Here is a 23,466-nt window from a genome sequence, read left to right on the forward strand (position 1 = left end):
GCCCTACCTCTCCGCTTGTGCGGTGGCGGCGGCTTCCTTCCAAGGCTTGGGATCGACCTTGATCCCGTTCTTCACCTTCTGGATGCCCTCGACGATGACCTTGTCGCCCGGTTTCAGCCCTTCGTCGATCACCCATTCGGTGCCGATGGTCTCTCCCGGTTTCACCATGCGGATGGCGACGGTGTTGTCGGGGTTGACCACGGCGACCATGGATTTGCCCTGGAGGTCGGCCACCGCCCGTTGCGGCACCAATAGCGCGTTGGGTTTGGTATGCACCACGGCGCGGATTTTGGCGTATTGGCCGGGGCGCAGCAGGTTGCGGGGGTTGGGGAACAGCGTGGCGACCTTGATGGTGCCGGTCTTGATATCCACCTGGCGGTCGGCGAAGTAGAGCTTGCCGGGATGGGGATAGACCGAGCCGTCGGCGAGGGTCAGTTCCAAGGGCACCGGCGGGGGCGCTTCGCTGTCGTTGGGCCTTTGCCGCTCGAACTTCAAATACTGCTGCTCGCTCAGGGGGATGTAGGCCTTGATCGGATCGACCTGGGACACGGTGGTCAGCACGGCGTTGGCGCTGCCGGGGCCGACCAGGTTGCCGATCTGGGCCTGGGACAGGCCGGCGATACCGTCGATGGGCGAGGTGATACGGGTGAATCCCAAGGAAAGCTGGGAGCTTTCCACAGCGGCTTTGGCAGCCAGCACTTCGGCTTCGTAGGACGCTTCCTTGCCCACCGCGTTGTCGCGGTCGCGCACGCTGACGGCGTTCTGTGGCAATAATCGCTCGACCCGGTCCATGTCCAGGCGGGCGGTTTTCAGCAAGGCTTCCTGGCGGACGAGGTTGGCGCGGGCTTGGTCGAGGTTGGATTGGAAGGTGCGGGGGTCGATCTCATAGAGCAACTGGCCTTTCCTGACCGGCTGGCCTTCCTGGTAGTTCTGCTTGACGAGATAGCCCGTGACCTGGGCCAGGATTTGCGCGTTCACCATGCCGTCCAGGCTGCCCACCCATTCCTGGTGGATGGGCACATCTTGTTGCTTGACCTCGGTGACTTCGACCGTGGGCGGTGGCGGGGGTGTCGCCGCCGCCGGGGCGTGGCCGTCTTTGTCGCAGCCGACGAGGGAGGAAACGATCAGGCCGATAAGGAGCAAGGCCGGGCGGATTGTGAATCCCGGTCCCCCCGGGCGGAAAAGATGCTGGGTATGCTTATGGTTCATATCGCCTTCCAGGATGAGATACGGCGTGGGCCGCGAGTGACAAATTAGCCGGAGCCTTGGAACCCGGCGTTGCGATATAGGGTATCTCAATCCGGCGGATTTGAGTGGGGGGCCACCCTCCACCGCGATCCATGCTAAAAACAGGGGCCGCCCGCCCCGCCCGACCATTGCCCGAGGACCGTTGGAAATCCCCCATGCTGAAAAAACCGCTGCCCCTTCCCGATATCCACCAAATCCGCCATCTCCATGGCCGCGTAGGCCGGTTCCGCTTCCTCACCGTGGTCATGGTCGCCATGATCGCACTGCGGCCCTTCCTGGGCGGTTTCTTCGCGCTGGGTCTGGTGACCGATGTTTTATTTTTGCTGGTGTTTTTCTCCGGGGTTTACGCGGTGAAAGGGGAGAAAGGCGCGTACCGGCTAGGTTGGGTCTTGGCCTTGACCTTCGCGGGGCTCAGGGTCCTCGATCTGTTCGGTTGGCTGGCGCGGGTGGGACCGTTCGAGAAAGCCCTGGTGCTGCTGTTCCTGCTGCTGACCCTCCACAACATCTACCGCCAAATCCAGGCCGAGGAACGGGTGACGATGGACTTGATTTTCGCGGCCTGTTGCAGCTACCTCTTGATCGGCATGGTCTGGGCGCACGCCTATTATTTTTTGGAATGGCTACAGCCGGGTTCGCTCAAGGGGCTGGAACCCGCGGCGGGCGACGATATTTCGGAGTTCACCTATTACAGCTTCGTGACCCTGACCACGATGGGCTATGGCGATATCCTCCCGGTCACCAAGCAGGCCCGCTCGCTGGCGATTTTGGAGGCGGTCACGGGCCAGCTGTATATCGCCATCCTGGTCGGACGCTTGGTCGGCGCCTATGTGGGCGAACCCCGCGAGGACCAATAGGCCGGGCCGGCAAGGTCGGATTCCCTACAATCGACCGCTTGGGTTTGTAGAGGCCCGGTGCCACGCGGGCGTAAAAACTGGCGGGGCCTGTGTTTTTGCGGCTTGCCACGGTAAATGCAGCTTTTCCCTAGCGGTCGATCCGGCTGGGGGCCGGATATGCGGTCGTGGGCGGGTTGCCACTGCGGAAACCGCTTGAATCTTGGCTTTCCCCCGCGTTTCCATTCCGTCCAGCGGAGCCGGTCCAAGGCCGGGGGCGGGTTGCCGGGGCGGGGCGCATGGCCCGGTGTTTGCTGAATTTCCAATATGCGCCGTGGCTCCTGTGGATAATGCGCCCCAAGGACGGGGCAGGAGTTCAATCCGCCCGCGCCGCGCCACACGACAACCACCATCACAAGACAGCAGAGGGTAAGTTTATGCAGCTAGGTATGATCGGTCTGGGCAGAATGGGGGCCAACATGGTCCGGCGCTTGATGAAGGGTGGCCACGATTGCGTGGTGTTCGATGCCAGCCCGGACGCCGTCCAGGCCCTGGCGGCGGAAGGCGCGACCGGCGCGGATTCGCTCCAGGCGTTCGTCGCCGCCTTGCAGCCGCCCCGCGCCGTGTGGGTGATGGTGCCGGCCGGGGTGGTGGATGGCATGGTCGCCGAGGTCAAGGCGCTGCTGGAACCGGGCGATATCCTCATCGACGGCGGCAATTCCTATTACATCGACGATATCCGCCGGGCGGAGGAATTGGCGCAGGATGGCTTGCGCTACCTGGACGTGGGCACCAGCGGCGGCGTGTGGGGTTTGGAGCGCGGCTATTGCCTCATGATCGGCGGTGATACTGCGGCGGTGCAATCGCTCGATCCCATCTTCAAGACCCTGGCGCCGGGCCAGGGCGATATCCCGCCCGCACCGGGCCGGGTGGCGGGCGGTACCGCCGAACAGGGTTATCTGCATTGCGGCCCGGCGGGCGCGGGCCATTTCGTGAAGATGATCCACAACGGCATCGAATACGGCATGATGGCGGCCTTCGCCGAAGGCTTCAACATCATGAAACGCGCCAACATCGGCAAGGCCGACCATGCCCACGACGCCGAAACCACCCCGCTGCGCCATCCCGAACATTACCAGTACGACCTGCCCCTGGCCGATATCGCCGAACTGTGGCGGCGCGGCAGCGTGGTGGCGTCCTGGTTGCTCGACCTGACCGCCAACGCCTTGACCGAAAGCCCGGCCCTGGAGGAATTCTCCGGCAAGGTGTCGGATTCCGGCGAGGGCCGTTGGACCATCCACGCCGCCATCGACCAGGGCACGCCCGCGCCGGTCCTGAGCGCCTCCGCCTTCCAGCGCTTCGCCTCGCGCGGCGAGGATGAATTCGCCTGCAAGCTGCTGTCGGCCCTGCGCTACCAATTCGGCGGACACCGGGAGAAAAAATAATGAACCTCAATGGCACGAACGGCGGCTTCATGCAGGGCCGGGCCGGGGATTCCTGTGTGATGATCATCTTCGGGGCCACCGGCGACCTGACCAAGCGCAAGCTCATCCCGGCGCTCTACAACCTGGCGAAGGCCAAGCTGCTCTCGCGTAAATTCGCCCTGGTCGGCGCGGCCTTCGATCCCTTCACCCCGGAAGCCTTCCGCGACCAGATGCTCGACGCCATCAAGACCTACGCCACCGACGAACTCGACGCGGAAGTCCTGGCCTGGTTCGAGAGGCGGATTTTCTATGTGCAAGGCGATTTCCGCGATCCCGAGTTCTATTGGCGGCTGAAGGAGCTTTGCACCGAGGTTTGCGGCAAGAACGCCATCGATGAGAATTATTTCTACTATCTCGCGACGGCACCGACCTTCTTCGGCGAGATCGTCCGCCAACTCGGCCATGCCGGGATGACGGCGGAGGAGTGCGACAACTGGCGGCGGGTCATCATCGAGAAGCCGTTCGGGCACGATCTGGAATCGGCCAAGGAACTCAACAACGATATCAAGAAGGTGTTGCGGGAACGGCAGATCTACCGCATCGACCATTACCTGGGCAAGGAAACCGTGCAGAACATCATGGTGTTCCGCTTCGCCAACAGCATTTTCGAGCCGATCTGGAACCGCCGCTACATCGACCATGTACAGATCACCGCCGCCGAAACCGTGGGTGTGGAGCGGCGCGGCGGTTATTACGAGACCGCCGGGGCCATGCGCGACATGGTGCCGAACCACCTGTTCCAATTGCTGTCGCTGACCACCATGGAGCCGCCGGTCTCGTTCGAGGCCGACGCGGTGCGCGACGAGCAGACCAAGGCGCTGCGTTCCTTGCAGATGCTCAGTCCCGAGGATGTCCTGAGCAAGACCGCCCGCGGCCAGTATTGCGAAGGCCAGCTCGAAGGCGAGCCGGTGCCCGGCTACCGCGAGGAACCCGGTGTGGCCCGCGATTCCAGGACCGAGACCTTCGTCGCCATGAAGCTGATGATCGACAACTGGCGTTGGGCCGATGTGCCGTTCTACCTGCGCACCGGCAAGCGCATGGCGGCGCGGACCACCGAGATTTCGATCCAGTTCCGGCGCGCGCCCTTGGTGCTGTTCCGCAACACCGATATCGAGAATTTGCAAACCAACCGCTTGGTCTTGCGCTTGCAGCCGAACGAGGGGATTTCCCTGCAATTCGGGGCCAAGGTGCCGGGGCCGGTGATGCAATTGGGTCCGGTGAAGATGGATTTCGACTACGCCGATTATTTCCATTGCACGCCGAACACCGGCTATGAACGGCTGTTGCTGGATTGCATGACCGGCGACGCCACGCTGTTCCAGCGGGCCGATATGGTGGAGGCGGGTTGGAACTTGATCCAGCCGGTGCTGGATGTGTGGAAGGCGCTGCCGCCGCGGCAGTTCCCCAACTACGCCGCCGGTTCCTGGGGCCCGCGGGAAGCCGACGAGTTGTTGGAGCGCGATGGTCGGCAGTGGAACAACGGCGGTTGATGCAGTCCGCGGGCGGAACCGCAACGGTTCCCCCCGGCGCGGCTCTAAGGCGGAATCCAGCGCGGTTCCGCCCGCGCCCACCCGAGGAGTCCGGCCATGTCCATCCTGATCGGCACCGCTTCCTGGACCGACCCCAGCCTGATCGAGTCCAAGCGATTCTATCCGCCCGAGGCCAAAACCCCCGAACAGCGGCTCCGGTTCTACGCCACGAGGTTCCCGCTGGTCGAGGTCGATAGCAGCTACTACGCCTTGCCTTCGCAAAAGAACGCCCTCCACTGGGCCGAGCGCACCCCGCCGGGCTTCGTCTTCGATGTCAAAAGCTTCCGCCTGTTCACCGGCCACCAAACCCCACCCCAGGCTTTGCCCGCCGATATCCGCGCCGCCCTGGGTCCGGTGTCCAAGCGCAATGTCTATTACCGGGATGTGCCGGAGGAGTTGCGCCTGGAACTTTGGTCGCGGTTCCGGGGCGCGCTCCGGCCTTTGCGGGAGGCGGGCAGGTTGGGCGCGGTGTTGTTCCAGTTCCCGCCCTGGTTCGTGCATGGGCGCGAGGGTTTCGAGCATATCGCCCTCTGCGCCGACCTCCTGGCCGGGCACCGCTTGGCGGTGGAGTTCCGCCACCGTTCCTGGCTGAATCCCGAGCAAGTCGCCGGCACCTTGGATTTCCTCAGGACGCACGGCCTCGGCCATGTGGTGGTGGACGAGCCGCAGGGGTTTTCCAACAGCGTCCCGGCGGTATGGGAAGCGACCTCGCCCGAGGTGGCGGTGGTGCGCCTGCATGGCCGCAACGCCGCCACCTGGAATATCAAAGGGGCCGATTCCTCCGCCGAGCGCTTCAATTACCTTTATTCCATCGAGGAATTAGCGGACCTGGCCGAGCCGATCCGCGCCCTGTCCGACGCCACGGCCCAGGTCCATGTGGTGTTCAACAACAATATGAGCCATTACGCCCAGCGCAATGCGGCGGAATTGATGGGCTTATTGGGGCTTGCGGCTTGAGGCTGTAGGGTTGAGGCGATAGGCTGTAGTTAGCCTACAGACTACAGCCCCCAGGAAGCACCATGCCCAAGCCGTCCGCCGCCCCGTTCCGCAAGCTCGCCGCCAGCCTGTTGTTGCCGCTGGCCTTGACCGCCTGCGAGCGGGCCAAAAAAACCACCGACGCCCAGGATGTCGCCCAGGCCCAGACCGCGCTCGACCAGGGCGACCTCCGGGGCGGTGCCATCAATGCCCACAACGCCGCCCAGAAAAACCCCAACAACGCCGATGCCCACCGCTTGCTGAGCCTCATCAACCTGGAACTGGGCAACGGCGAGGCGGCGGAAATCGAGCTGAAGCGCGCCACCGATCTCGGGATCGCGCGGGAGGTGGCTTTGCCGATCCTGGCCAAGGCTTTGCTATTGCAAGGCAAGTACCAGGATGTGCTGGACCGGATCGATCTCCCCGCCCAGATGAATCCCCAGGACGGTGCCCGCCTGATGGCTTTGCGCGGCGATGCTTGGTTGGGGGTGGGCAAACCCGACAAGGCCCGGGCCGATTACGAGGCGGCCCTGATGCTGGACGCCACCGCGCCCACCGGCAAGCTCGGCCTGGCCCGCCTCGCGCTGGGCGGGGGCGATGCGCCCCAGGCGCTGGCCTTGGTCCGGGAAGCCATGCAGCGCGAACCCCGCAACGCCGAGCTATGGAGCTTCCAGGGCCAGCTCTACGAAGCCCAGGGCGATCCCGCCCAGGCCGAGGCTAGTTATACCCAGGCCATCGACTTGCGCCAGCGCGATGTCTTCGACCGTTCGCGGCGGGTTTGGGTGCGGCTGTCCCAGGGCAAGACGCAAGCCGCCCAGGAGGACGTGACGGCTTTGGAACGGCAATTCGCCAATCATTTCCTGACCCATTTCACCCGCGGCCTGCTGTTGTTCAAGCAGCGCCAACTGCCCGAAGCCCTGACCGAGTTCGAGGCGACCTCGAAGCTCAACGAAGGCTATGCCGAGGCGCTGTATTTCCAGGGCGTGACCCAACTGCTGATGGACCATCTGCCCAACGCCCAGGAACTCCTGGCCCGTTTCAACGCCTTGGTGCCCAACACCGTGCGCGGTTCGATCATGATGGGTTTGATCAAGGTGAAGCTGAACGACCTGCCCGAGGCCGCGAAATGGCTGCTGCCGGTGTTGGAGCAATATCCCGACAATATCCAGGCGCTGCAATTGATGGGCAATATCGAACTGAGCCGCGGCAATAGCGCCAAGGCTTTGGAATACCTGAACCGGGCGGTGGTGGCGGGCGACCGGACCGGCCAGCCCAGGGCCACGGGCAAGGCCGATCCGGGCCTGGGCGAAATGGAAACCGCCCTGGCGACCGATCCCGCCCTGGTGCGGACCGAGGTGCAGATCGTCTTGATCCATCTGCAAGACAAGGCTTACGCCAAGGCCATCGAAGCCGTCGAGGCCATGAAAAAGCGGATGCCCGGCAGCGCCCTGCCGTTCAACCTGCTGGCCGAGGTTTATGTCCGCCAGGGCGACGACGCCAAAGCCGAGGCGGTGTTGAAGGCGGGGCTGCGCCAAGTGCCGGACGATGTGGGCACGTTGCAATCCCTGGCCCGGCTCGCCATCAAGAACCGGCACGACGACCAGGCCCGCCAGTATTGCCAGACCGCGCTGGGCCTCCAGCCCAAGGATTTGCCTAGCCGCCTGTGCCTGGTCGAATTGAACGAACGGGCGGGGGATCAAGCCGGAGTGGCGGAGGAACTGCAAACAGCCATCCAGGACCATCCCGAAGCTTTGTTGCCGCAACTGACCTTGTCCCGGCTCTATGCGCGGATGGGCCAACCCCGGCGCGGTTTGGCGCTGCTGGACACCGCCCGCGCCCGGTTCGGCGAGCAGCCCGAATTCGTGGCCCGGCTAGTCGAGGCCCAGATCGAGACCGGACAGCCCGGACAGGCGCTGGAAACCGCCGGCCAATTGGTGAAGCTGGAACCCCGGTCGGCGCGGGCCGAGTATCTCCTGGCCCTGGCCGAGGGCGCGAACGGCCACGCTGCGGAAATGCGGGCGGCTTTGCAGCGCTCGCTCCACCACAATCCCAAATTCCGGCCCACCCGCGAAGCTTTGATCCGGGCGTTGGCCGGGGAGAACCATCTCGCCGAGGCCGAGCGCGACCTCAAGCAATTGGCCAGCGAATATCCCGGCGATGGCGGGGTACTGGCGCTCAAGGGCTGGCTCGCCCTGCGGCAGAAGCAGTGGAGCGCGGCGACGGCGGCTTATCGCCAAGCCCTGGACAAAGACCCCAACAACCCCGACATCGCGGTCGAATTGGCCCGCGGCCAGTGGTTCGGCAACGACCGCGAAGGCGGTTTGAAGACCCTGAGCGATTGGAGTGCCCGGCATCCCCAGGATGTGGCCGTCCACCATGTGCTGGCCGGTTTCTACGGGGAAATGGGCCGGCGGGCCGAACAACTCGCGGCGTATGAAAAAGCCCTGGCCATCGATCCCGACGACACGCTGGCGCTCAACGAACTGGCTTGGGAGTTGAAGGCGGAAAATCCGGCGCGGGCGCTGCAATACGCGGACCGGGCGGTGAAGCTGGCCCCGGATTCGGTGCCGGTGTTCGATACCCAGGTGGCGGTGTTGATCGAACAGACCGAGTTCGAGCGGGCCTTGGGCTTGTTGCTGCAAGCCAAGAAGCGCTGGCCGGACAACACCATGGTCCTGTACCGGCTGGCCGTGGCCCAGGACAAGGTCGGCAGCACGGCGCAGGCGATCAAGACCTTGCGGGAATTGCTGGCCAGCCATCCTGGGGCGTTCGCCGAGCGCAAGGACGCGGAGGGGTTGTTGGCGCGGTTGGCGGCGCGGTGATAGGGCGGATCAAGCCGGCTTCCCAAAACTCAACGCATGATGCCAAGTGTATTGCCCCAAGCGCCGCGCTTCCGTAAAGCCCGCTTGTTCCGCCATGCCCAGCAAGCCGTCCAGCGTCTCGGGCAGGTCGTAGCTCCTGACATGGCCGATGGCGAAGTCCAGTTCCCCGGCCTCCAGCGCGGTCCAATCCCGCGCCATGGTCCCGCAATAGGCGTCCAGATACGCGGGCAAATCCTGGCCCTCGTCCCGCGCCACATCGATCAACAGCAAACGCCCGCCCGGTCGTAGCCGCTCGGCGCAATGCCGGAAGAAATCCTGTTTCTTTTCCGCCGTCAGATGGTGCAGGGCGAAGCTGGAAAACACGGCGTCGTAGCGTCCGCCGTCGTCCGCCAGCCAGTCCAGCATATCGCCTTGGCGCAGATCGACCGGACAGGCCAGTTCCCGCAAGTTCTCCGCCGCCAAATCCAGGGCCGGTCCCGCCAGATCGACGCCCCGGTACGCGGCCAAATCCAGGCGCTTCAAGATCGGCGCGAGACGGGAGGCATCGCCGCAACCCAGGTCCAGCAGCGCGAATGGACGGGCCGGGCCGTCGCCCAGGCTCCGTTCCACGGCGGCGTAGATTTCCCGGTGGAACATATAGTTATGGGCGACCAGCTTGTTGTAGACGTTCCAGGAGTTGACGAAAAAGGCTTCGGGCGTGTTCATACGGGGTGTCTTGGGTGGGTTGGGTGGGGGTTGTGGGAGCCGGGGCGTCCGCCGGGACGACCACGAAAGAGCCGTGGATCATCCCCATCCAGCAGCTCCAGGCGATGACGCCGCTACGCTCCGGCGTGAATTCGATCAGATTGTCGCCGGGCCGGACCTCGAATTCCAAGCCCAGCGTGGGCACCATGATCCTGCGGTTGCATTCGGTGATGTGCTGGCCGACCACGGTCCAGCGTACCGGGACGCCTTGTTTCAGCACGAAGCGGTTGGGGTGGTAGCCCTGGGCGTCCACTTCCATGCGGATGGCTTGGTAGCCTTCGGGATGGGTTTCCGCCGCCGGGGCCGGTAAGGAATCGAACCGTTGCTCGGCGCGGAGGGCGAGGCTGCGGAAATCGTAGCCGCTGCCGGTCATCAGCAAGCCCCGGTTCAACATCATCACCCCCAGGGCCACCACCAGGAAGGCCGACGCCTTCAACACGCCATGTGTGACCCGTCCCGACACCGCCCCCGCCAATAGCCCGAAGCCCAGCATCACCGGCAGCGTGCCCAGCCCGAAGGCCAGCAGCAGCTTGGCCCCCTCCAGGAAATCCCCGGTCCCGGCGGCCATGACGTACATGGCTTGCAGCGGGCCGCAGGCGATCATCAGGCCGTTGAGCAGGCCGATGGCGAAGGGGCTGGGGTGTTTTTTGCTTTCGATGCTGAGGAAGCGGGCCAGGAACCGGGGCATCCTGAGACCGATGCGGTGCAGGCTGGGAAACCAATCCAGCATGTTGATCCCGAACAGGATCAAGAACGTCCCCGCCGCCAGGGCGGCATAGCCCCGGATCATGGGGGTGAAGGCGATGAACGAACCCAACAGCCCGAACAGCCCGCCGATCAGGGTATAGGACAAGGTCTTGCCCAGCCCGTAGGCGGCATGTCCCAGCCAGCGGGCGCGTCCGGGTTTCTGGGCGGAGCGGGCGGTATAGCCCACCACGAAGCCGCCGCACATGCCGATGCAATGGAAGCCGGTGAACAAGCCCACCAGGAACAACAGGCCATAGCCCATGCCATGCTCGAATTGCGGCAGGCGGAAACGGTCGGCCAGGTCGATCCCCACGGTCGTTAGCCCGCCGATGCCGGCCAGGGCCAGCGCCACGCTTGCGAGGCGTCCCAGGTTGCGCCAGACCGGGCGCGACCGCTGCCGCGGCGAACAGCCGTAGCCCGCTTGTTCGACGGCGGCGGCGATGAGGGCCGGGCTGGTGCGGGCGGCGTCGAACAGGACTTCGAGCGTGCCCGTGTCGTAGTCGGCCTGGGCCAGCCGCACGCCGGCGACCTTGAGGGCCGCTTGTTCGATGATGCCGGCGCAACCTTGGCAGTGCATCCCTTCGATGGTGAGACGCTGGGTGGGCATGGAGATGTCTCGCTGGGCGGTGGGGGGCGGGAAGGACGGGCTGGTTCTGGCGGCGCGGTCCAGGAGGCCGCCGTCCCGGCGGGGCGATATGGGTGTCGTGGCCCGGATGGGGGTGCGACCGAATCCGGGCCACCGGGTGGCCGACCCGCGCCGCTCAGTCCCGTTCCCGTTTGAATTCCCCCTCAATGACCCGCTGGCCTTGCGGCGGTTCCGTCCCGTCGCCCGGCAGCACCACGAACTTTTGCAGCAGATAGCCCGCCAACTTTTTCCGGCTCGCCGGAATCAAACAGGCCAGTCCCAGGATATCGCTCAGGAATCCCGGTATCACCAAGAGCAAGCCGCCCAGGGCCACCAGCCCGCTTTCCAACATTTCCAGGGCCGGGGTTTCGCCCCGCGCCAGGGCGCGTTGCACGTTCATCCAGGTCGATAAGCCCTGCGAGCGCAACAGCGACATTCCCAGGCCGGCCGCGCCCAGCAGCAGGGCCAGGGTCGCGACGAAGCCCAGCGCCCCGAACAGCTTGATTAGAAGGTAAAGCTCCAGGAGCGGCAGGGCCACCACGGCGGCCAATAACCATTGTCTAATGTCCATCCCATCCTCATACGGTAAAATTCGGGAAAACCCAGGACTTTTTGCCATGTCCACCGCATACTGTCTAGTTTTCTGCACCTGCCCCGACGCCGATAGCGCCGGGACGTTGGCCGACGCCCTGGTCGCCGAGCGGCTCGCGGCCTGCGTCAATATCCTGCCCGGCCTGGTTTCGGTCTACACCTGGGAAGGCAAGACCGAGCGGGCCTCCGAACACCTCCTTGTGATCAAGACCGAAGCCGCGCTCTATCCGGCCTTGGAAACTTTCATCCAATCCCGCCATCCCTACGATGTCCCCGAGATCGTCGCCCTGCCCGTGGCGCGTGGCTCGGCTCCCTATCTGCACTGGATCAGCACATGCCTACATCCTCCCGAAGAACCATGATCTCGAACCCGCCGTCCATCCGCCGCCTGGGAGCCTGGGGCGGCTTTTTTGTGCTGTGCCTGTGGTGCGTGGGCGCGGCCTGGGCGCTGGAAGGCAAAGACCTGTTGCCGGCCGAACAGGCGTTCCGGAGCGCGGCCCGGATCGAGGGCGACGCCGTGTTGTTGGATTGGGAGATCGCCGAGGGCTATCACCTCTACCGCAAGAAATTCAAATTCGCCACCCAGACCCCAGGGGTCCAATTGGGCGAGCCGGTGTTGCCCGAAGGCAAGCTGAAACACGACGAGATTTTCGGCGAGATGGAGGTTTACCGGCACCATGCCCAAATCCGTCTGCCGGTGGCGCGCCAAGAGGGCGGGGCGCAAGCCCTGGCTTTGGAGATGAGCGTGCAGGGCTGCGCCGATGCCGGGGTGTGCTATCCGCCGCTCAAACGGACGCTGCGCTTGGATTGGCCCGCGCCACCGCCGTTGAATGTCGCGGCGGCGTCGAATTCGGTGCTGGGCGGGGCGCTCCATGCCTTGGGGCTGAAAACGGGTTCCGGCCAGGATGAACTATTGCCCGCCGAGCAGGCGTTCCGGTTCTTCGCCGAGGTGAAGGACGATCATACCCTGTGGCTGCATTGGCAGATCGCCGACGGCTATTACCTCTACCGCGAGAAGTTCAAGCTCGCCCTGGCCGGGACGCCGGGCGTCACGCTGGGCGATTACCAGATTCCCCCTGGCGAACCCAAGCACGACGAGGAATTCGGCGATGTCGAGGTGTTCCACAAAACGGTGGCTTTCGCGCTGCCGCTGGTGCGCGGCGCGGCCCAACCGCTCAAACTGGCCTTGAAGGCCGGGTTCCAGGGGTGCGCCGACCGCGGCGTGTGCTATCCGCCGATGAACCAGACGGTCGAGTTGCCATTGCCCGCCGCCGGTACGGTTCAGGCCGGCGCGGAAACCACGCCCGCGCCCGGAGCCGCCCCCGCCGGCGAATGCGAGATGAAATCCGCCGCGGGTTTCGTCGAGGACGCGCCGCAGTCCGAGCAGTGCCAGATTTTCTCTTCGTTGCAAAACGATTCGCTGTGGCTGACGGTGGCGAGCTTCTTGGGGATGGGCTTGCTGCTGGCTTTCACGCCTTGCGTGTTCCCGATGATTCCCATCCTGTCCGGCATCGTGGTCGGCCATGGCCATCATCTGACCACCCGCCGCGCTTTCTTCCTGTCGCTGAGCTACGTGCTGGCTTCGGCCTTGGCCTATGCGGTGTTCGGGGTGTTGGCGGGGCTGTTCGGCGGCAATCTGCAAGCCTTGTTCCAGGAGCCCAGGGTCATCATCGCCTTCAGCGCGGTGTTCGTGGTGCTGGCCTTGTCGATGTTCGGCTTGTTCACCCTGCAAATGCCCGGTTTCATCCAGGACCGTGTGGTCGGTTGGAGCAACCGCCAGCATGGCGGCACGCTGGCGGGCGCGGCGGTGATGGGGGCGCTCTCGGCCTTGATCGTCGGGCCGTGTGTCGCGGCCCCGCTGGCCGGCGCCTTGATCTATATCGGCCAGTCCGGCGATTGGGTGCTGGGTTTTTGCGCCTTGTTCGCGCTGGGGCTGGGGATGGGGTTGCCGCTGCTGGCCATCGGGGCTTCCGCCGGGAAGCTGCTGCCCAAGGCCGGTATCTGGATGAATTCGGTGAAAGCCGTGTTCGGTGTGGGTTTGCTGGGTATCGCCGTGTGGTTGTTGGCGCGTATCCTGCCGTCCGCGGCTTCGATGTTCCTGTGGGCTTTGCTGCTGATTATCCCGGCGATGTATCTGGGGGCGCTGGATACGCTGCCGCAGCCCGCTTCGGGTTGGCGCAGGCTGTGGAAGGGCGTCGGGATCGTGATGCTGGCCTATGGCGTCCTGCTCTTGATCGGCGTGGCCGCCAACACGGGCGATCCCTTGCAACCCTTGCGCGGTTTGCAGGCGGTCGCGGCGGGCGGTACCGGGACGGCGGCCCCGCAATCCCTGGAATTCCGGCGGGTCAAATCGGTGGCCGAACTCGACCGCGAAATCCAGAAGGCCCAGGCCGCCGGGCGTTGGGCGATGCTGGATTATTACGCCGATTGGTGCGTGTCCTGCAAGGAGATGGAGCGCTATACCTTCACCGATGCCAAGGTGCGGGCCGCGTTGGCCGATGTGGTCCTATTGCAAGCCGATGTCACCGACAACACCGAGGACGACACGGCCCTGCTCAAGCGCTTCGGCTTGGTGGGACCGCCGGCCACCTTGTTCTTCGGGCCGGATCAGGAGGAGCGCAAGGCGTTCCGGGTGGTGGGCTATATGGACGCCGAGAACTTCGTGGAGCATGTGCGGAAGGTGGTGCGCTGATGACCGGCAAAGTGTTGTATCCATTGATCGCGGTCGCCGCCTTGCTGGCCGGTATCGCCACCCAACACTGGCTGGCGTCCCCCACGGAACCCATCCTCGAACCGCCGCTGCACGATCTCGCGGGCACGCCGCACGCCTTGGCCGAATGGCGCGGCAAGGTGGTGGTCCTCAACTTCTGGGCCACTTGGTGCCCGCCATGCCGGGAGGAAATGCCGGAGTTCTCGCGCTTGCAGCAGGAACTCGGCCCGCAAGGCTTGCAATTCGTCGGGGCCGCCATCGACGACCCGGAAGAGGTCCGTAATTTCCTCAAGGACAACCCCGTCGATTATCCCATCCTGCTCGGCGACGAGCGCGTGCCGCATTGGGCCGACCAACTCGGCAACCACCTGTCGGTGTTGCCGTTCTCGGTGGTGTTCGACCGCGCGGGGACGCCGGTCGCCATCCATACCGGCGGCTTCGAGCGCCAGCAAGTCATCGATCTCGTCCGGCCCTGGCTGGAAACCCGGCCCTGAGTTCCGCGCCGAAATCCTGGGTTATTTGCACCAACTGCCGCGATCATCGCGGAAAATCCGGCTTCATGGACAAGATTTGCCGGTTTCGGCAAAATACCCGCGCTTTTTCCCTTACAATGCCTTTAACCGGAGGTTTTCCCGTGGCGAGCATCTTGGTCCTGAACGGCCCGAACCTGAACATGCTGGGGGTCCGCGAACCCGAGGTCTATGGTCGGCAAACCTTGCAGGACATCGTGGATCGGCTCGCCAGGATGGCGGAAACCCGCGGCCACCAACTGGACGCCTTCCAGAGCAACGCCGAGCATGAATTGATCGAACGCATCCACCGCGCCTACCATGAAAAGGTGGATTTCATCCTCGTCAATCCCGCCGCCTATACCCATACCAGCATCGCCCTGCGCGATGCCTTCCAGGCCACCCGCATCCCGTTCATCGAGGTCCACCTCTCCAACATCCATGCGCGTGAGCCGTTCCGCCATCATTCCTATCTGTCCGATATCGCCCAGGGCGTGATTTGTGGGCTGGGCGCTTCCGGTTATGGCTTGGCCCTCGAGGCCGCCTTTCAAACCCTAGAGCAAGGTCGATAACACCATGGATATTAGAAAAATAAAAAAGCTGATCGAAATGATCGGCGAGTCCGATATTGCGGAAATCGAAATCCGCGAGGGAGAGGAATCGGTCCGTATCAGTCGGCAAGGCTCCCAAGCGGTCGCCGGGCCGCAATACATCCCGATGATGCAGCCGGGGATGCAGCCCATCGCCTATCAGCCATCGCCAGCGCCGGCCGCCACCCCGGAAGCCCCGGCGGCGGGCGAGGGCGACCGCATCACCGGGCACGTCGTCCGCTCGCCCATGGTCGGCACCTTCTATCGTTCGTCGGCTCCAGGGGCCAAGGCTTTCGTCGAGGTCGGCCAGCGGGTCGAGGCCGGGGAAACCCTGTGCATCATCGAGGCGATGAAAATCCTCAACCAGATCGAGGCCGACAAGTCCGGCACCGTGGCCAAGGTCATGGTGGAGAACGCCCAGCCCGTGGAATATAACCAGCCGCTGTTCGTCATCGAATAAGCCGCCCCCACCCCAAGGTTATCTCCATGCTCGGTAAAATCCTCATCGCCAACCGGGGCGAGATCGCCCTACGCATCCTCAGGGCTTGCCGCGAACTCGGCATCAAGGCCGTGGCCGTGCATTCCGAGGCCGACCGCGACCTCAAGCATGTGCGCCTGGCCGACGAATCGGTGTGCATCGGCCCCGCGTCCTCGAAGGAAAGCTATCTCAACGTGCCCGCCATCATCAGCGCCGCCGAGGTGACGGATTCGGTCGCCATCCATCCCGGCTACGGCTTCCTGTCGGAAAACGCCGATTTCGCCGAGAAGGTGATCCAGAGCGGCTTCATCTTCATCGGTCCCCGGCCCGACACCATCCGTATGATGGGCGACAAGGTCGCCGCCATCGCCGCCATGAAGAAGGCCGGCATCCCCTGCATCCCCGGTTCCGACGGTCCCCTGGGCGACGACCACGAGACCAATATCAAGATCGCCCGCCGCATCGGCCTCCCGGTCATCATCAAGGCGGCGGGCGGTGGCGGTGGCCGCGGGATGCGGGTGGTGCATAGCGAGGCCAACCTCCACAGCGCCATCAACCTGACCCGTGGCGAAGCCGCCGCCGCCTTCGGCAACGATATGGTCTACATGGAGAAGTTCCTGGAGAACCCGCGCCATATCGAATTCCAGGTCATCGCCGACAGCCATGGCAACGTGGTGCATCTGGGCGAGCGCGATTGCTCCACCCAGCGCCGCCATCAAAAGGTGATCGAGGAAGCGCCCGCGCCCGGCATCGACGAGTCCAAGCGCCAAGCGATGGGAATGCGCTGCGTCAAGGCCTGCCAGGAAATCGGTTATCTCGGCGCGGGGACTTTCGAGTTCCTCTATCAGGATGGCGAGTTCTATTTCATCGAGATGAACACCCGCGTCCAGGTCGAGCATCCCGTCACCGAGATGGTCACGGGCTTCGATATCGTGAAGGAGCAATTGCGGATCGCGGCGGGCGAAAAGCTTTCCATCCGCCAGGAGGATGTGGTCCTGCGCGGCCATGCCATCGAATGCCGCCTCAACGCCGAGGACCCCAAGAGCTTCATGCCCAGCCCCGGCTTGATCGAGCAATTCCACATGCCCGGCGGCCCCGGCATCCGGGTCGAAACCCATATCTACAATGGCTACAAGGTGCCGCCATATTACGATTCGATGATCGGCAAGCTCATCGCCCACGGCGAGGACCGCGCCAGCGCCATCGCGAGGATGCGGACCGCGCTGGCCGAGATGGTCATCGGCGGCATCCGCTGCAATATCCCCTTGCTGCTGGATATCATCAACGACGCGGCGTTCGAGGCGGGTGGGCAGAACATCCATTACCTGGAGCAGAAACTGGGGCTGAAGCACTGATGTGGCAGCAATTCGCCGTCGTCGTCGACGAAGCCGGGGCCGAGCCGCTGTCGGACCTGTTCATGGACCTCGGGGCGGTGTCGGTCGGTTTCGAGGACGCGGGCGACCAGCCCTTGTTCGAGCCGAAGCCGGGCGAGACGCCGCTGTGGAATCGTACCCAGGTGGTGGCCTTGTTCGAGGAGGGCGCGGACGAAGCGGCGGTCCGCGCCGCCGTGGAAGCCCGCTTCGGCGGCGCGTTGCGCGAGTGGAAAGCCTCCGTCCTGGAAGACCAGGTGTGGGAGCGGGCGTGGTTGGAGCATTTCAAGCCCATGTCCTTTGGTAAGCGGCTGTGGATTTGTCCCACCAGCTACGAGCCGCCCGCGCCCGAGGCGGTCAATGTCTGGCTCGACCCCGGCCTCGCCTTCGGCACCGGCACCCATCCCACCACCGCGCTGTGCCTGGAATGGCTGGACGGCCAGGAGGTGGCCGGAAAGACCGTGCTGGATTACGGTTGCGGCTCCGGGATACTCGCCATCGCCGCCTTGAAACTGGGCGCGGTCCTGGCCCATGGCGTCGATATCGATCCCCAAGCCCTCACCGCCAGCGCCGACAATGCCCGCAAAAATAGCGTGGAAGCCGGGCTGGAACTCTATCTGCCCAAGGCGCTGCCCGCGCTGGAAGCCGATATCGTGCTGGCGAATATCCTGGCCGGTCCCCTGGTCGAATTGGCCGACGCCATCCTGGCGCCTTTGCGGCCCGGCGGCGGCCTGGCCTTGTCGGGCATCCTCGCCACCCAGGCCGACACGGTACGCGCCGCCTACGCCGACCGGGTCGAATTCGCGCCGACGCTGGTGCGGGAGGATTGGGCCTTGCTGTCCGGCGTCAAGCGGGCCGGGTGATGACGAAGCGGTTCCGGTGCCCGGCCTGCCAAACCGAGTACCGCATCGGAACCCAGGAATTACGCGCCAGCCAAGGGGAAATCCTCTGCAAGCATTGCCATACCGCCTTCAACGCCTGGCCCCGTGCGTCGGCGCGGAACCAACTCGCGGGACCGGACCGGAACCCGACCGCCGCGCCGCCCCGCTTCGGGCACGGGCGTTTGGAAGAACTGGACGAGGCCCAGGCCTTTGGGAAAATCGACATGCCCGCCACCACTGACCGCATCGGGCGTAAGCCCCGCCCCAAATCCACCGGTTTCCCCGAACTGCCCGAACCGCTGCGCTGGGGAGCCGCCGCCTTGGGCCTATTGGCGCTGTTGGGCGTGCAGGTGTTTGGCTTCGAGGGCAAGCGTCTGGCCCAGAACAGCTATGCCCGGCCCGTGCTGGATAGCCTGTGCGCGACTTTCGGCTGCGAACTCGCGCCGTTCAAGGACACCGCCCATATCGCCACCCTGGACCGCGCTTTGAGCGCCAACCGGGACAGCAAGGAAATCCTCGATTTCCACATGGTGTTCGCCAACCAAGCGACCTTGCCGCAGGATTTCCCCGATGTCCGGCTGGTGCTGAACGCGCTGGACGGGCATCCGCTGGCCGAGCGGGTGTTCGCGCCGATGGATTACCTCCCGGACTGGCAGGAAGGCGCGGAGATGCCGGTCGGCAAGTCCTACGAAATCCGCCTGACCCTCGCCAAGCCCAGCCGGGAGGTGGGCGGCTTCACCATCGAATTCCGGTAATTCCGCGCCCGGTCACTCTATATCCACGCCCACATAGGGATTGTGGCGCATCTCCTCGCCGAAGGTGGATACGGGACCGTGGCCGGGAATGAACACCACGTCCCCGCCCAAGGGAAACAGCCGCTCGCGGATGGATTTCAACAAGGTGGCGTGGTCGCCCTGCGGGAAATCGGTGCGGCCTATCGAACCCTGGAACAGCACATCCCCCACCACCGCCAGCCGTTCGCCCCGGTGGAAGAACACCACATGCCCCGGCGTGTGCCCCGGACAATGCAGCACCTCCAGGGTTTCCCCGCCGAATTCCACCGTGTCGCCCTGGTCCAGCCAGCGGTCGGGCACGAAGCCCTTGACCTTGGGAAAGCCGAACATCTGGCTTTGCTGGGGCAGCAACTTGATCCAGAAATCGTCCAGCCGTTGCGGGCCTTCGACCGGGAGGCCCAGGCGCTCGGCCAGTTCCGCCGTGCCGCCGGCGTGGTCGATATGGGCGTGGGTCAGCAGGATTTTCACCAGCTTCACGCCCGCCGCGTGGGCTTCCTCCAAAATCAGGTCCAAATCCCCGCCCGGATCGATCACCACGCCTTGCAGCGTGCGCTCGCACCAGAGCAGGGTGCAGTTTTGCTGGAACGCGGTGACGGGGACGATGAGGGCTTTCATGGTGGCGGCTCGGCAAAAGGGGGAATGGTAGCGGATCGGGGCCGGTTTGGTCTTGCGGAGGGTGTGCGTAGAATGGGGCTTATTTCCACGGCGCGGCTGGGGAAAACCCCCGCCCACCGCCGGGCCATTCATGCGGGAGGGTGCCATGGTAGACCTGAAAGAACTCTTGATCCTCAAGGACAAGCTCATCAAGTCCAAGGACTTCAAGGAGCCTTGCGATTATTTCCTGGGCCATTTCGCCGGGCAGCCGGAGTTCATGCGGATGGGCGAGCCGGTCGATGGCGAATTCATGCGGCCCATCGTGGTGGAACTCGGCAACGCCCTGCTCAAGCGGAGGCCCGGCGAGGTCCGGCTGATGATGACCGAAATCGCCGAGTACCATTTCCTGCACGGTGCCTGCCTTATCGATGGCAAGCCCGCCAACCTCATGTATTTCCGGGATATCGATATGGGCATCCTGTCCCTGTTGCACGAGGACGCGCAGGGGGTGGTGATGGCGCGGTTTTCCTGCGTGTACAAGCCGCCACAGCCGCCGCGCGCCCTGCACTGAGCCGTCTTAGCGCAGGAAGTCCGGCACCGGCCAGGGATCGCAAGGGTTGAGGCTGGCTCCCTGGGCGATCCGTTCCCGCGCCGTTTCGTCCAGCGCCTCGCCGCAAGCGTCCTCGACGCGGCGGAACTGCGCGTCCAACTGCTTCGCCTCGGCTTCCTTGCCGGTCTTGCGGTAAACCGCCGCCAACAGGTTCATGGCGCTGGCGGTCAAGGGATGTTCCGCCCCGAACATGGCGGTGCGGGTTTCCAACAGGCGCTTGATCGCGGTTTCCGCCTCGGCGTAGCGCTGTTGCCGCAGATAGGCCAGGGTCAGCCCGTTCAGGCTGGTGTCGAAGAACAAGCCCGGTTCCAACTTTTCCCCTAGGCGCATCGCTTGTTGACAGGCCGCTTCCGCGTCCGGGTAGCGGGCTTGGTCGAGTGCTTGGTCGCATTCGCCTTGCGACCGGGTCCAGGCGAAGATTTGCTCTTCGTCGGCCTGGGCCAGCACGGGCAACAGGAGGAGGAGCGGGGTGGCGCGGCGGATCGGCATGGTTGCGGGTGGGGGGTTGGTGGGTGGGTGCGGCCTTCCCTGGCCGGTGGGTTTTATTCGCTGGCACCGGCGTAATAACGCGCCAGTTGCTTGATTTCCTCGTCGCTGAGTTGTTGGGTGAGCGAGCGCATCCGGCTGTAGAGGTCGTTATGGCGCTCGCCGGACTTATAGGCGAGCAGTGTTTGTTCCAGATAGGCCGCCCGCTGCGCCGCCAAGGCCGGAATATCGATCTTCTGGCCGCGCCCGTCCGCTTCGTGGCAGGCTTGGCAGGGCGGCAGGATGCGCTTGCCGTCGCCGCGCCCGACCAATTGCTCGATGTTGTCCGGGATCAGCATTTGCTTCCGCCATTCGGGGGCCGGTTCGCGGCTGTAATAGGCCGCGATATCCGCCGCGTCCTGCGCCGACAATCCCGCCACCATGCCCGCCATGACCGGGTTTTGGCGGCTGCCGTCCTGGTAGTCGCGGATTTGCTTGTAGAGATAGGTGGCGAGTTGCCCCCGCAAGGACGGGTTGGCGGCGTTGCCCGGCGTGGGCGCGTGGCAGCCCTCGCAGGTGGCGGCGAGCTGCTTGCCCTTGTTGGGGTCGGCGCGTTCCACCTGGCGCAGGGTATCGAGCGTCCAGGCGACCTGGGAGGAGGGTCCGGCCCAGGCGAGGCCGCTGAAAACCGCGCAGGCGGCGAAGAGATGGTGCGGTTTCATCAGTACCCCCATGGGATCGAACCGAAGGTTTTGGCCAGGAAGAATTGCAGGATCGGATAGCCGAAGTTCAGCACCATCAGCCCCAGGATCGCCACGTTCCACACCTTGAAGCCGTTCAGCAAAGGATGGACCGGGCCGTCGGCGGGCTGGTAGCCGGCGTATTCGACCTCGAAGGCTTGTTCCGCCGCCGGGCGGGCCTGGGATTGCCACAGGATATAGGCGAACAGCAGGGCCGAGCCGGTCAAGACCAAGCCGCCGACGATCATCGCCAGTTCGTAGGGGTCCCAGGCCAGGGTCAGGAGGCTGTTATAGGCCACGCTGGAAATGCGCCGCGGCTGGCCGAGCAGCCCCAGGATATGCCAGGGCGTGGTCATCAATACCATTCCCAGGAACCAGGACCAGAGCTGGATCACCGGCAGGCTGGCGGAACACAGGGGCTTGCCGGTCAGCCGCGGCCAGATGTAATAGCCGACCGCCATGTACAGGATGACCGTGGTGCCGGCGAAGATCAGATGGAAATGGCCCGACACCCAGGCGGTGTTGTGGACCATGGCGTTCATGGCGTAGCTGGCGTTGACGATGCCGCCGAAGCCGCCCGCGATCAACATCAAAAAGGCCAGGATCGCCGCCAGCACCAGGGGCTCCCGCCACGGCAGGGCGCCGATCCAGCCGAACAGTCCGCTACCGCCACGCCTGCGCCCGGCGATTTCCATGGAGGCGATCACGGTGAAGCCGGTCAGCAAGGTGGGCAGGGCCACCAGGAAGGTGCCGACCCCGTGCATGAGCTTGAAGCCCGAGCCTTGCTCCGGGTCCATGTACAGATGGTGGAAGCCGATGGGCAGGCCGAACACCACCAGCATCAGGAAGGCGGCGCGGCCCAGGTCGTGGCTGAACAACTCCCCGCCCGCCGCCTTGGGCACGAAGGTATAGAGGGCGATATAGGCCGGGATCAGCCAGAAATACACGATGGGATGCAAGGTCCAGGAAAACAGGGTGCGGGCCAGCCCCACATCCACCGTCTCCACCCAACCCAAGGTCCAGGGGATCAACTGGAACAATACTTCCAGCGCCACGCCCGCGCTGGTCCATAGCCAGAGGATGGCGTTGGCCGTGGTGGCGAACATGGGCAGGGGCACGGTTTCATCCGGGTGGGCGGCTTTCCATTGGCTGTGCATGACGATCATCACCACGCACCACAGCCAGGACCCCACCACCAGCAAGGTCGCGCCCAGATAGAACAGCACGCTGGCCTGCAAGGGCGGATAGAAGGTGTACAACACCGAAGCGTTGCCGGTCAGCAAGGGCAGGGCGGCCAGCGCCACGCCGAACGCGGCAATCCCGAACCCGGCCCAGGCCAGCTTGGGATTCCACAAGGGCGTTTTCAGGCTGGACACCGCCACCACATAGCCGAAGCCCATGATGAAGAACGTGGTCAGCACGAAGGCCATCAACACGCCATGGGTGCTGACCGAGGCGAAATAGACGCCGGGCGACTGGATGGCCGGGACCAGGCCGCTGCGTTCCAGCACTTGGTAAAGGCCCAGCACGCAGGCCAGGGCGAACGCCCCGAACGCCACCCAGAAATGGCACAGGGCGAGGAATCTGGTCGGTTTGTCGATCATGGATTTATCTCCCGGCGGATGGATGGGCGAGGGTCCAGCTTTCCTTCGACACCACCGTCATTTTGCTCCACATATGGTCGTGGCCCATCCCGCAGAACTCGTTGCAGAGCATGGGATATTCGCCCGGCTTGGGGAAGGCCGTGGTCACGGTGGACACATAGCCGGGGACGACCATGGTGCTGAGGTTGGTCATGGGCGCGTGCATCCCGTGCAGTACGTCGGCGCTGGCGATGCGGAAGGTGATCGGCGTGCCGGCGGGGACTTGGATTTCCCGCGGGAAGAAGCCATAGCGGGCGGCGACCAGGGTGACGCGCACCGAGCCGTCGGGTTCGGTCCTGACGCCCAGTTTGTCCTCCATGAATTCGCCGTCGAGGTGCAGCCGGGCCGAATCGATGATTTCCATATGGCCGGGGGGATGGATGCCGCCGAACAGGGCGGTGAGCAGGATGGAAGCCAGGAAGATGGCGATGGCGGCGGAAGCGGCGTACAGCCATTTGCGTTCGAGTGGATGGATATGGAAGGCCAT

General features: G+C 64.6%; 23 protein-coding genes. 14 read left to right on the forward strand and 9 right to left on the reverse strand.

Going from position 1 to position 23,466, the window contains the following annotated elements; all coding sequences use genetic code 11:
• Positions 1-3: 3 nt before the first annotated feature.
• On the reverse strand, positions 4-1,209 hold the full coding sequence (locus K5658_RS04850) for an efflux RND transporter periplasmic adaptor subunit (RefSeq protein ID WP_221065844.1): 1,206 nt from the start codon (positions 1,207-1,209) through the stop codon (positions 4-6).
• 194 nt (positions 1,210-1,403) lie between these two features.
• Between K5658_RS04850 and K5658_RS04855 the strand changes: the two genes are divergently transcribed.
• From K5658_RS04855 to prsT, 5 genes are all read left to right on the forward strand, one after another.
• Entirely contained in the window at positions 1,404-2,102 is a 699-nt protein-coding gene (locus tag K5658_RS04855; RefSeq protein WP_221065845.1) for a potassium channel family protein, read from the forward strand.
• Between the two features lie 413 nt (positions 2,103-2,515).
• On the forward strand, positions 2,516-3,523 hold the full coding sequence (gene gnd, locus K5658_RS04860; protein WP_221065846.1) for a phosphogluconate dehydrogenase (NAD(+)-dependent, decarboxylating): 1,008 nt from the start codon (positions 2,516-2,518) through the stop codon (positions 3,521-3,523).
• The gene (zwf, locus tag K5658_RS04865) at positions 3,523-5,052 is read left to right on the forward strand and encodes a glucose-6-phosphate dehydrogenase (RefSeq protein ID WP_221065847.1); all 1,530 of its coding nucleotides are present in this window, start codon (positions 3,523-3,525) and stop codon (positions 5,050-5,052) included. The genes gnd and zwf overlap by 1 nt, the downstream gene beginning before the upstream one ends.
• Positions 5,053-5,148: 96 nt before the next feature.
• Positions 5,149-6,048, forward strand: a complete 900-nt coding sequence (locus K5658_RS04870) for a DUF72 domain-containing protein (protein ID WP_221065848.1) — start codon at positions 5,149-5,151, stop codon at positions 6,046-6,048.
• 62 nt (positions 6,049-6,110) lie between these two features.
• Positions 6,111-8,888, forward strand: coding sequence for an XrtA/PEP-CTERM system TPR-repeat protein PrsT (gene prsT, locus K5658_RS04875; RefSeq protein WP_221065849.1), 2,778 nt, complete (start codon positions 6,111-6,113; stop codon positions 8,886-8,888).
• A gap of 9 nt (positions 8,889-8,897) precedes the next feature.
• Here prsT and K5658_RS04880 read toward each other — a convergent pair whose 3' ends face one another.
• The 3 genes from K5658_RS04880 to K5658_RS04890 all read right to left on the reverse strand — a co-directional run bounded on the left by K5658_RS04880 (position 8,898) and on the right by K5658_RS04890 (position 11,575).
• Entirely contained in the window at positions 8,898-9,593 is a 696-nt protein-coding gene (locus tag K5658_RS04880; RefSeq protein WP_221065850.1) for a class I SAM-dependent methyltransferase, read from the reverse strand.
• The gene (locus K5658_RS04885; protein ID WP_221065851.1) at positions 9,529-10,986 is read right to left on the reverse strand and encodes an urease accessory protein UreH domain-containing protein; all 1,458 of its coding nucleotides are present in this window, start codon (positions 10,984-10,986) and stop codon (positions 9,529-9,531) included. The genes K5658_RS04880 and K5658_RS04885 overlap by 65 nt, the downstream gene beginning before the upstream one ends.
• 154 nt (positions 10,987-11,140) lie before the next feature.
• On the reverse strand, positions 11,141-11,575 hold the full coding sequence (locus K5658_RS04890; RefSeq protein ID WP_221065852.1) for an FxsA family protein: 435 nt from the start codon (positions 11,573-11,575) through the stop codon (positions 11,141-11,143).
• A 46-nt stretch (positions 11,576-11,621) separates the two neighbouring features.
• Here K5658_RS04890 and cutA point away from each other — a divergent pair, with 46 nt between their 5' ends.
• The 8 genes from cutA (at position 11,622) to K5658_RS04930 (ending at position 18,888) form a co-directional block, all read left to right on the forward strand.
• Positions 11,622-11,957, forward strand: a complete 336-nt coding sequence (gene cutA / locus K5658_RS04895) for a divalent-cation tolerance protein CutA (RefSeq protein WP_221065853.1) — start codon at positions 11,622-11,624, stop codon at positions 11,955-11,957.
• Complete coding sequence (dsbD, locus tag K5658_RS04900; RefSeq protein WP_221065854.1) at positions 11,954-14,287, forward strand: protein-disulfide reductase DsbD; 2,334 nt, start codon at positions 11,954-11,956, stop codon at positions 14,285-14,287. The genes cutA and dsbD overlap by 4 nt, the downstream gene beginning before the upstream one ends.
• The gene (locus tag K5658_RS04905) at positions 14,287-14,799 is read left to right on the forward strand and encodes a TlpA family protein disulfide reductase (RefSeq protein WP_221065855.1); all 513 of its coding nucleotides are present in this window, start codon (positions 14,287-14,289) and stop codon (positions 14,797-14,799) included. The genes dsbD and K5658_RS04905 overlap by 1 nt, the downstream gene beginning before the upstream one ends.
• A gap of 140 nt (positions 14,800-14,939) precedes the next feature.
• Positions 14,940-15,386, forward strand: a complete 447-nt coding sequence (aroQ, locus tag K5658_RS04910; RefSeq protein WP_221065856.1) for a type II 3-dehydroquinate dehydratase — start codon at positions 14,940-14,942, stop codon at positions 15,384-15,386.
• Between the two features lie 4 nt (positions 15,387-15,390).
• Positions 15,391-15,864 (forward strand): acetyl-CoA carboxylase biotin carboxyl carrier protein, encoded by a 474-nt coding sequence (gene accB / locus K5658_RS04915; protein ID WP_221065857.1) that lies wholly within the window; start codon positions 15,391-15,393, stop codon positions 15,862-15,864.
• 26 nt (positions 15,865-15,890) lie between these two features.
• Positions 15,891-17,237 (forward strand): acetyl-CoA carboxylase biotin carboxylase subunit, encoded by a 1,347-nt coding sequence (gene accC, locus K5658_RS04920; protein WP_221065858.1) that lies wholly within the window; start codon positions 15,891-15,893, stop codon positions 17,235-17,237.
• Positions 17,237-18,115, forward strand: a complete 879-nt coding sequence (gene prmA / locus K5658_RS04925; RefSeq protein WP_221065859.1) for a 50S ribosomal protein L11 methyltransferase — start codon at positions 17,237-17,239, stop codon at positions 18,113-18,115. The genes accC and prmA overlap by 1 nt, the downstream gene beginning before the upstream one ends.
• The gene (locus tag K5658_RS04930; RefSeq protein ID WP_221065860.1) at positions 18,115-18,888 is read left to right on the forward strand and encodes a zinc-ribbon and DUF3426 domain-containing protein; all 774 of its coding nucleotides are present in this window, start codon (positions 18,115-18,117) and stop codon (positions 18,886-18,888) included. The genes prmA and K5658_RS04930 overlap by 1 nt, the downstream gene beginning before the upstream one ends.
• Before the next feature lie 12 nt (positions 18,889-18,900).
• Here the strand turns inward: K5658_RS04930 and K5658_RS04935 are convergent, their stop codons facing one another.
• Positions 18,901-19,542, reverse strand: a complete 642-nt coding sequence (locus K5658_RS04935) for an MBL fold metallo-hydrolase (protein ID WP_221065861.1) — start codon at positions 19,540-19,542, stop codon at positions 18,901-18,903.
• Between the two features lie 145 nt (positions 19,543-19,687).
• Here K5658_RS04935 and K5658_RS04940 point away from each other — a divergent pair, with 145 nt between their 5' ends.
• On the forward strand, positions 19,688-20,092 hold the full coding sequence (locus K5658_RS04940) for a hypothetical protein (RefSeq protein WP_221065862.1): 405 nt from the start codon (positions 19,688-19,690) through the stop codon (positions 20,090-20,092).
• A gap of 6 nt (positions 20,093-20,098) precedes the next feature.
• Here the strand turns inward: K5658_RS04940 and K5658_RS04945 are convergent, their stop codons facing one another.
• From K5658_RS04945 to K5658_RS04960, 4 genes are read right to left on the reverse strand one after another with little or no spacing between them, the layout of a single operon-like run.
• Positions 20,099-20,620 carry a tetratricopeptide repeat protein gene (locus K5658_RS04945; RefSeq protein WP_221065863.1) on the reverse strand — a complete coding sequence of 174 codons (522 nt, stop codon included), beginning with the start codon at positions 20,618-20,620 and terminating at the stop codon, positions 20,099-20,101.
• Positions 20,621-20,673: 53 nt separating this feature from the next.
• Positions 20,674-21,318, reverse strand: a complete 645-nt coding sequence (locus K5658_RS04950) for a c-type cytochrome (protein WP_221065864.1) — start codon at positions 21,316-21,318, stop codon at positions 20,674-20,676.
• On the reverse strand, positions 21,318-22,940 hold the full coding sequence (locus K5658_RS04955) for a b(o/a)3-type cytochrome-c oxidase subunit 1 (protein ID WP_221065865.1): 1,623 nt from the start codon (positions 22,938-22,940) through the stop codon (positions 21,318-21,320). The genes K5658_RS04950 and K5658_RS04955 overlap by 1 nt, the downstream gene beginning before the upstream one ends.
• Before the next feature lie 4 nt (positions 22,941-22,944).
• A complete protein-coding gene (locus K5658_RS04960) occupies positions 22,945-23,466 on the reverse strand; it encodes a cupredoxin domain-containing protein (protein ID WP_221065866.1) in 522 nt (173 codons plus the stop codon).

The sequence above is a fragment of the Methylomagnum ishizawai genome, assembly GCF_019670005.1.
In the GTDB taxonomy this organism is placed as follows: domain Bacteria; phylum Pseudomonadota; class Gammaproteobacteria; order Methylococcales; family Methylococcaceae; genus Methylomagnum; species Methylomagnum ishizawai.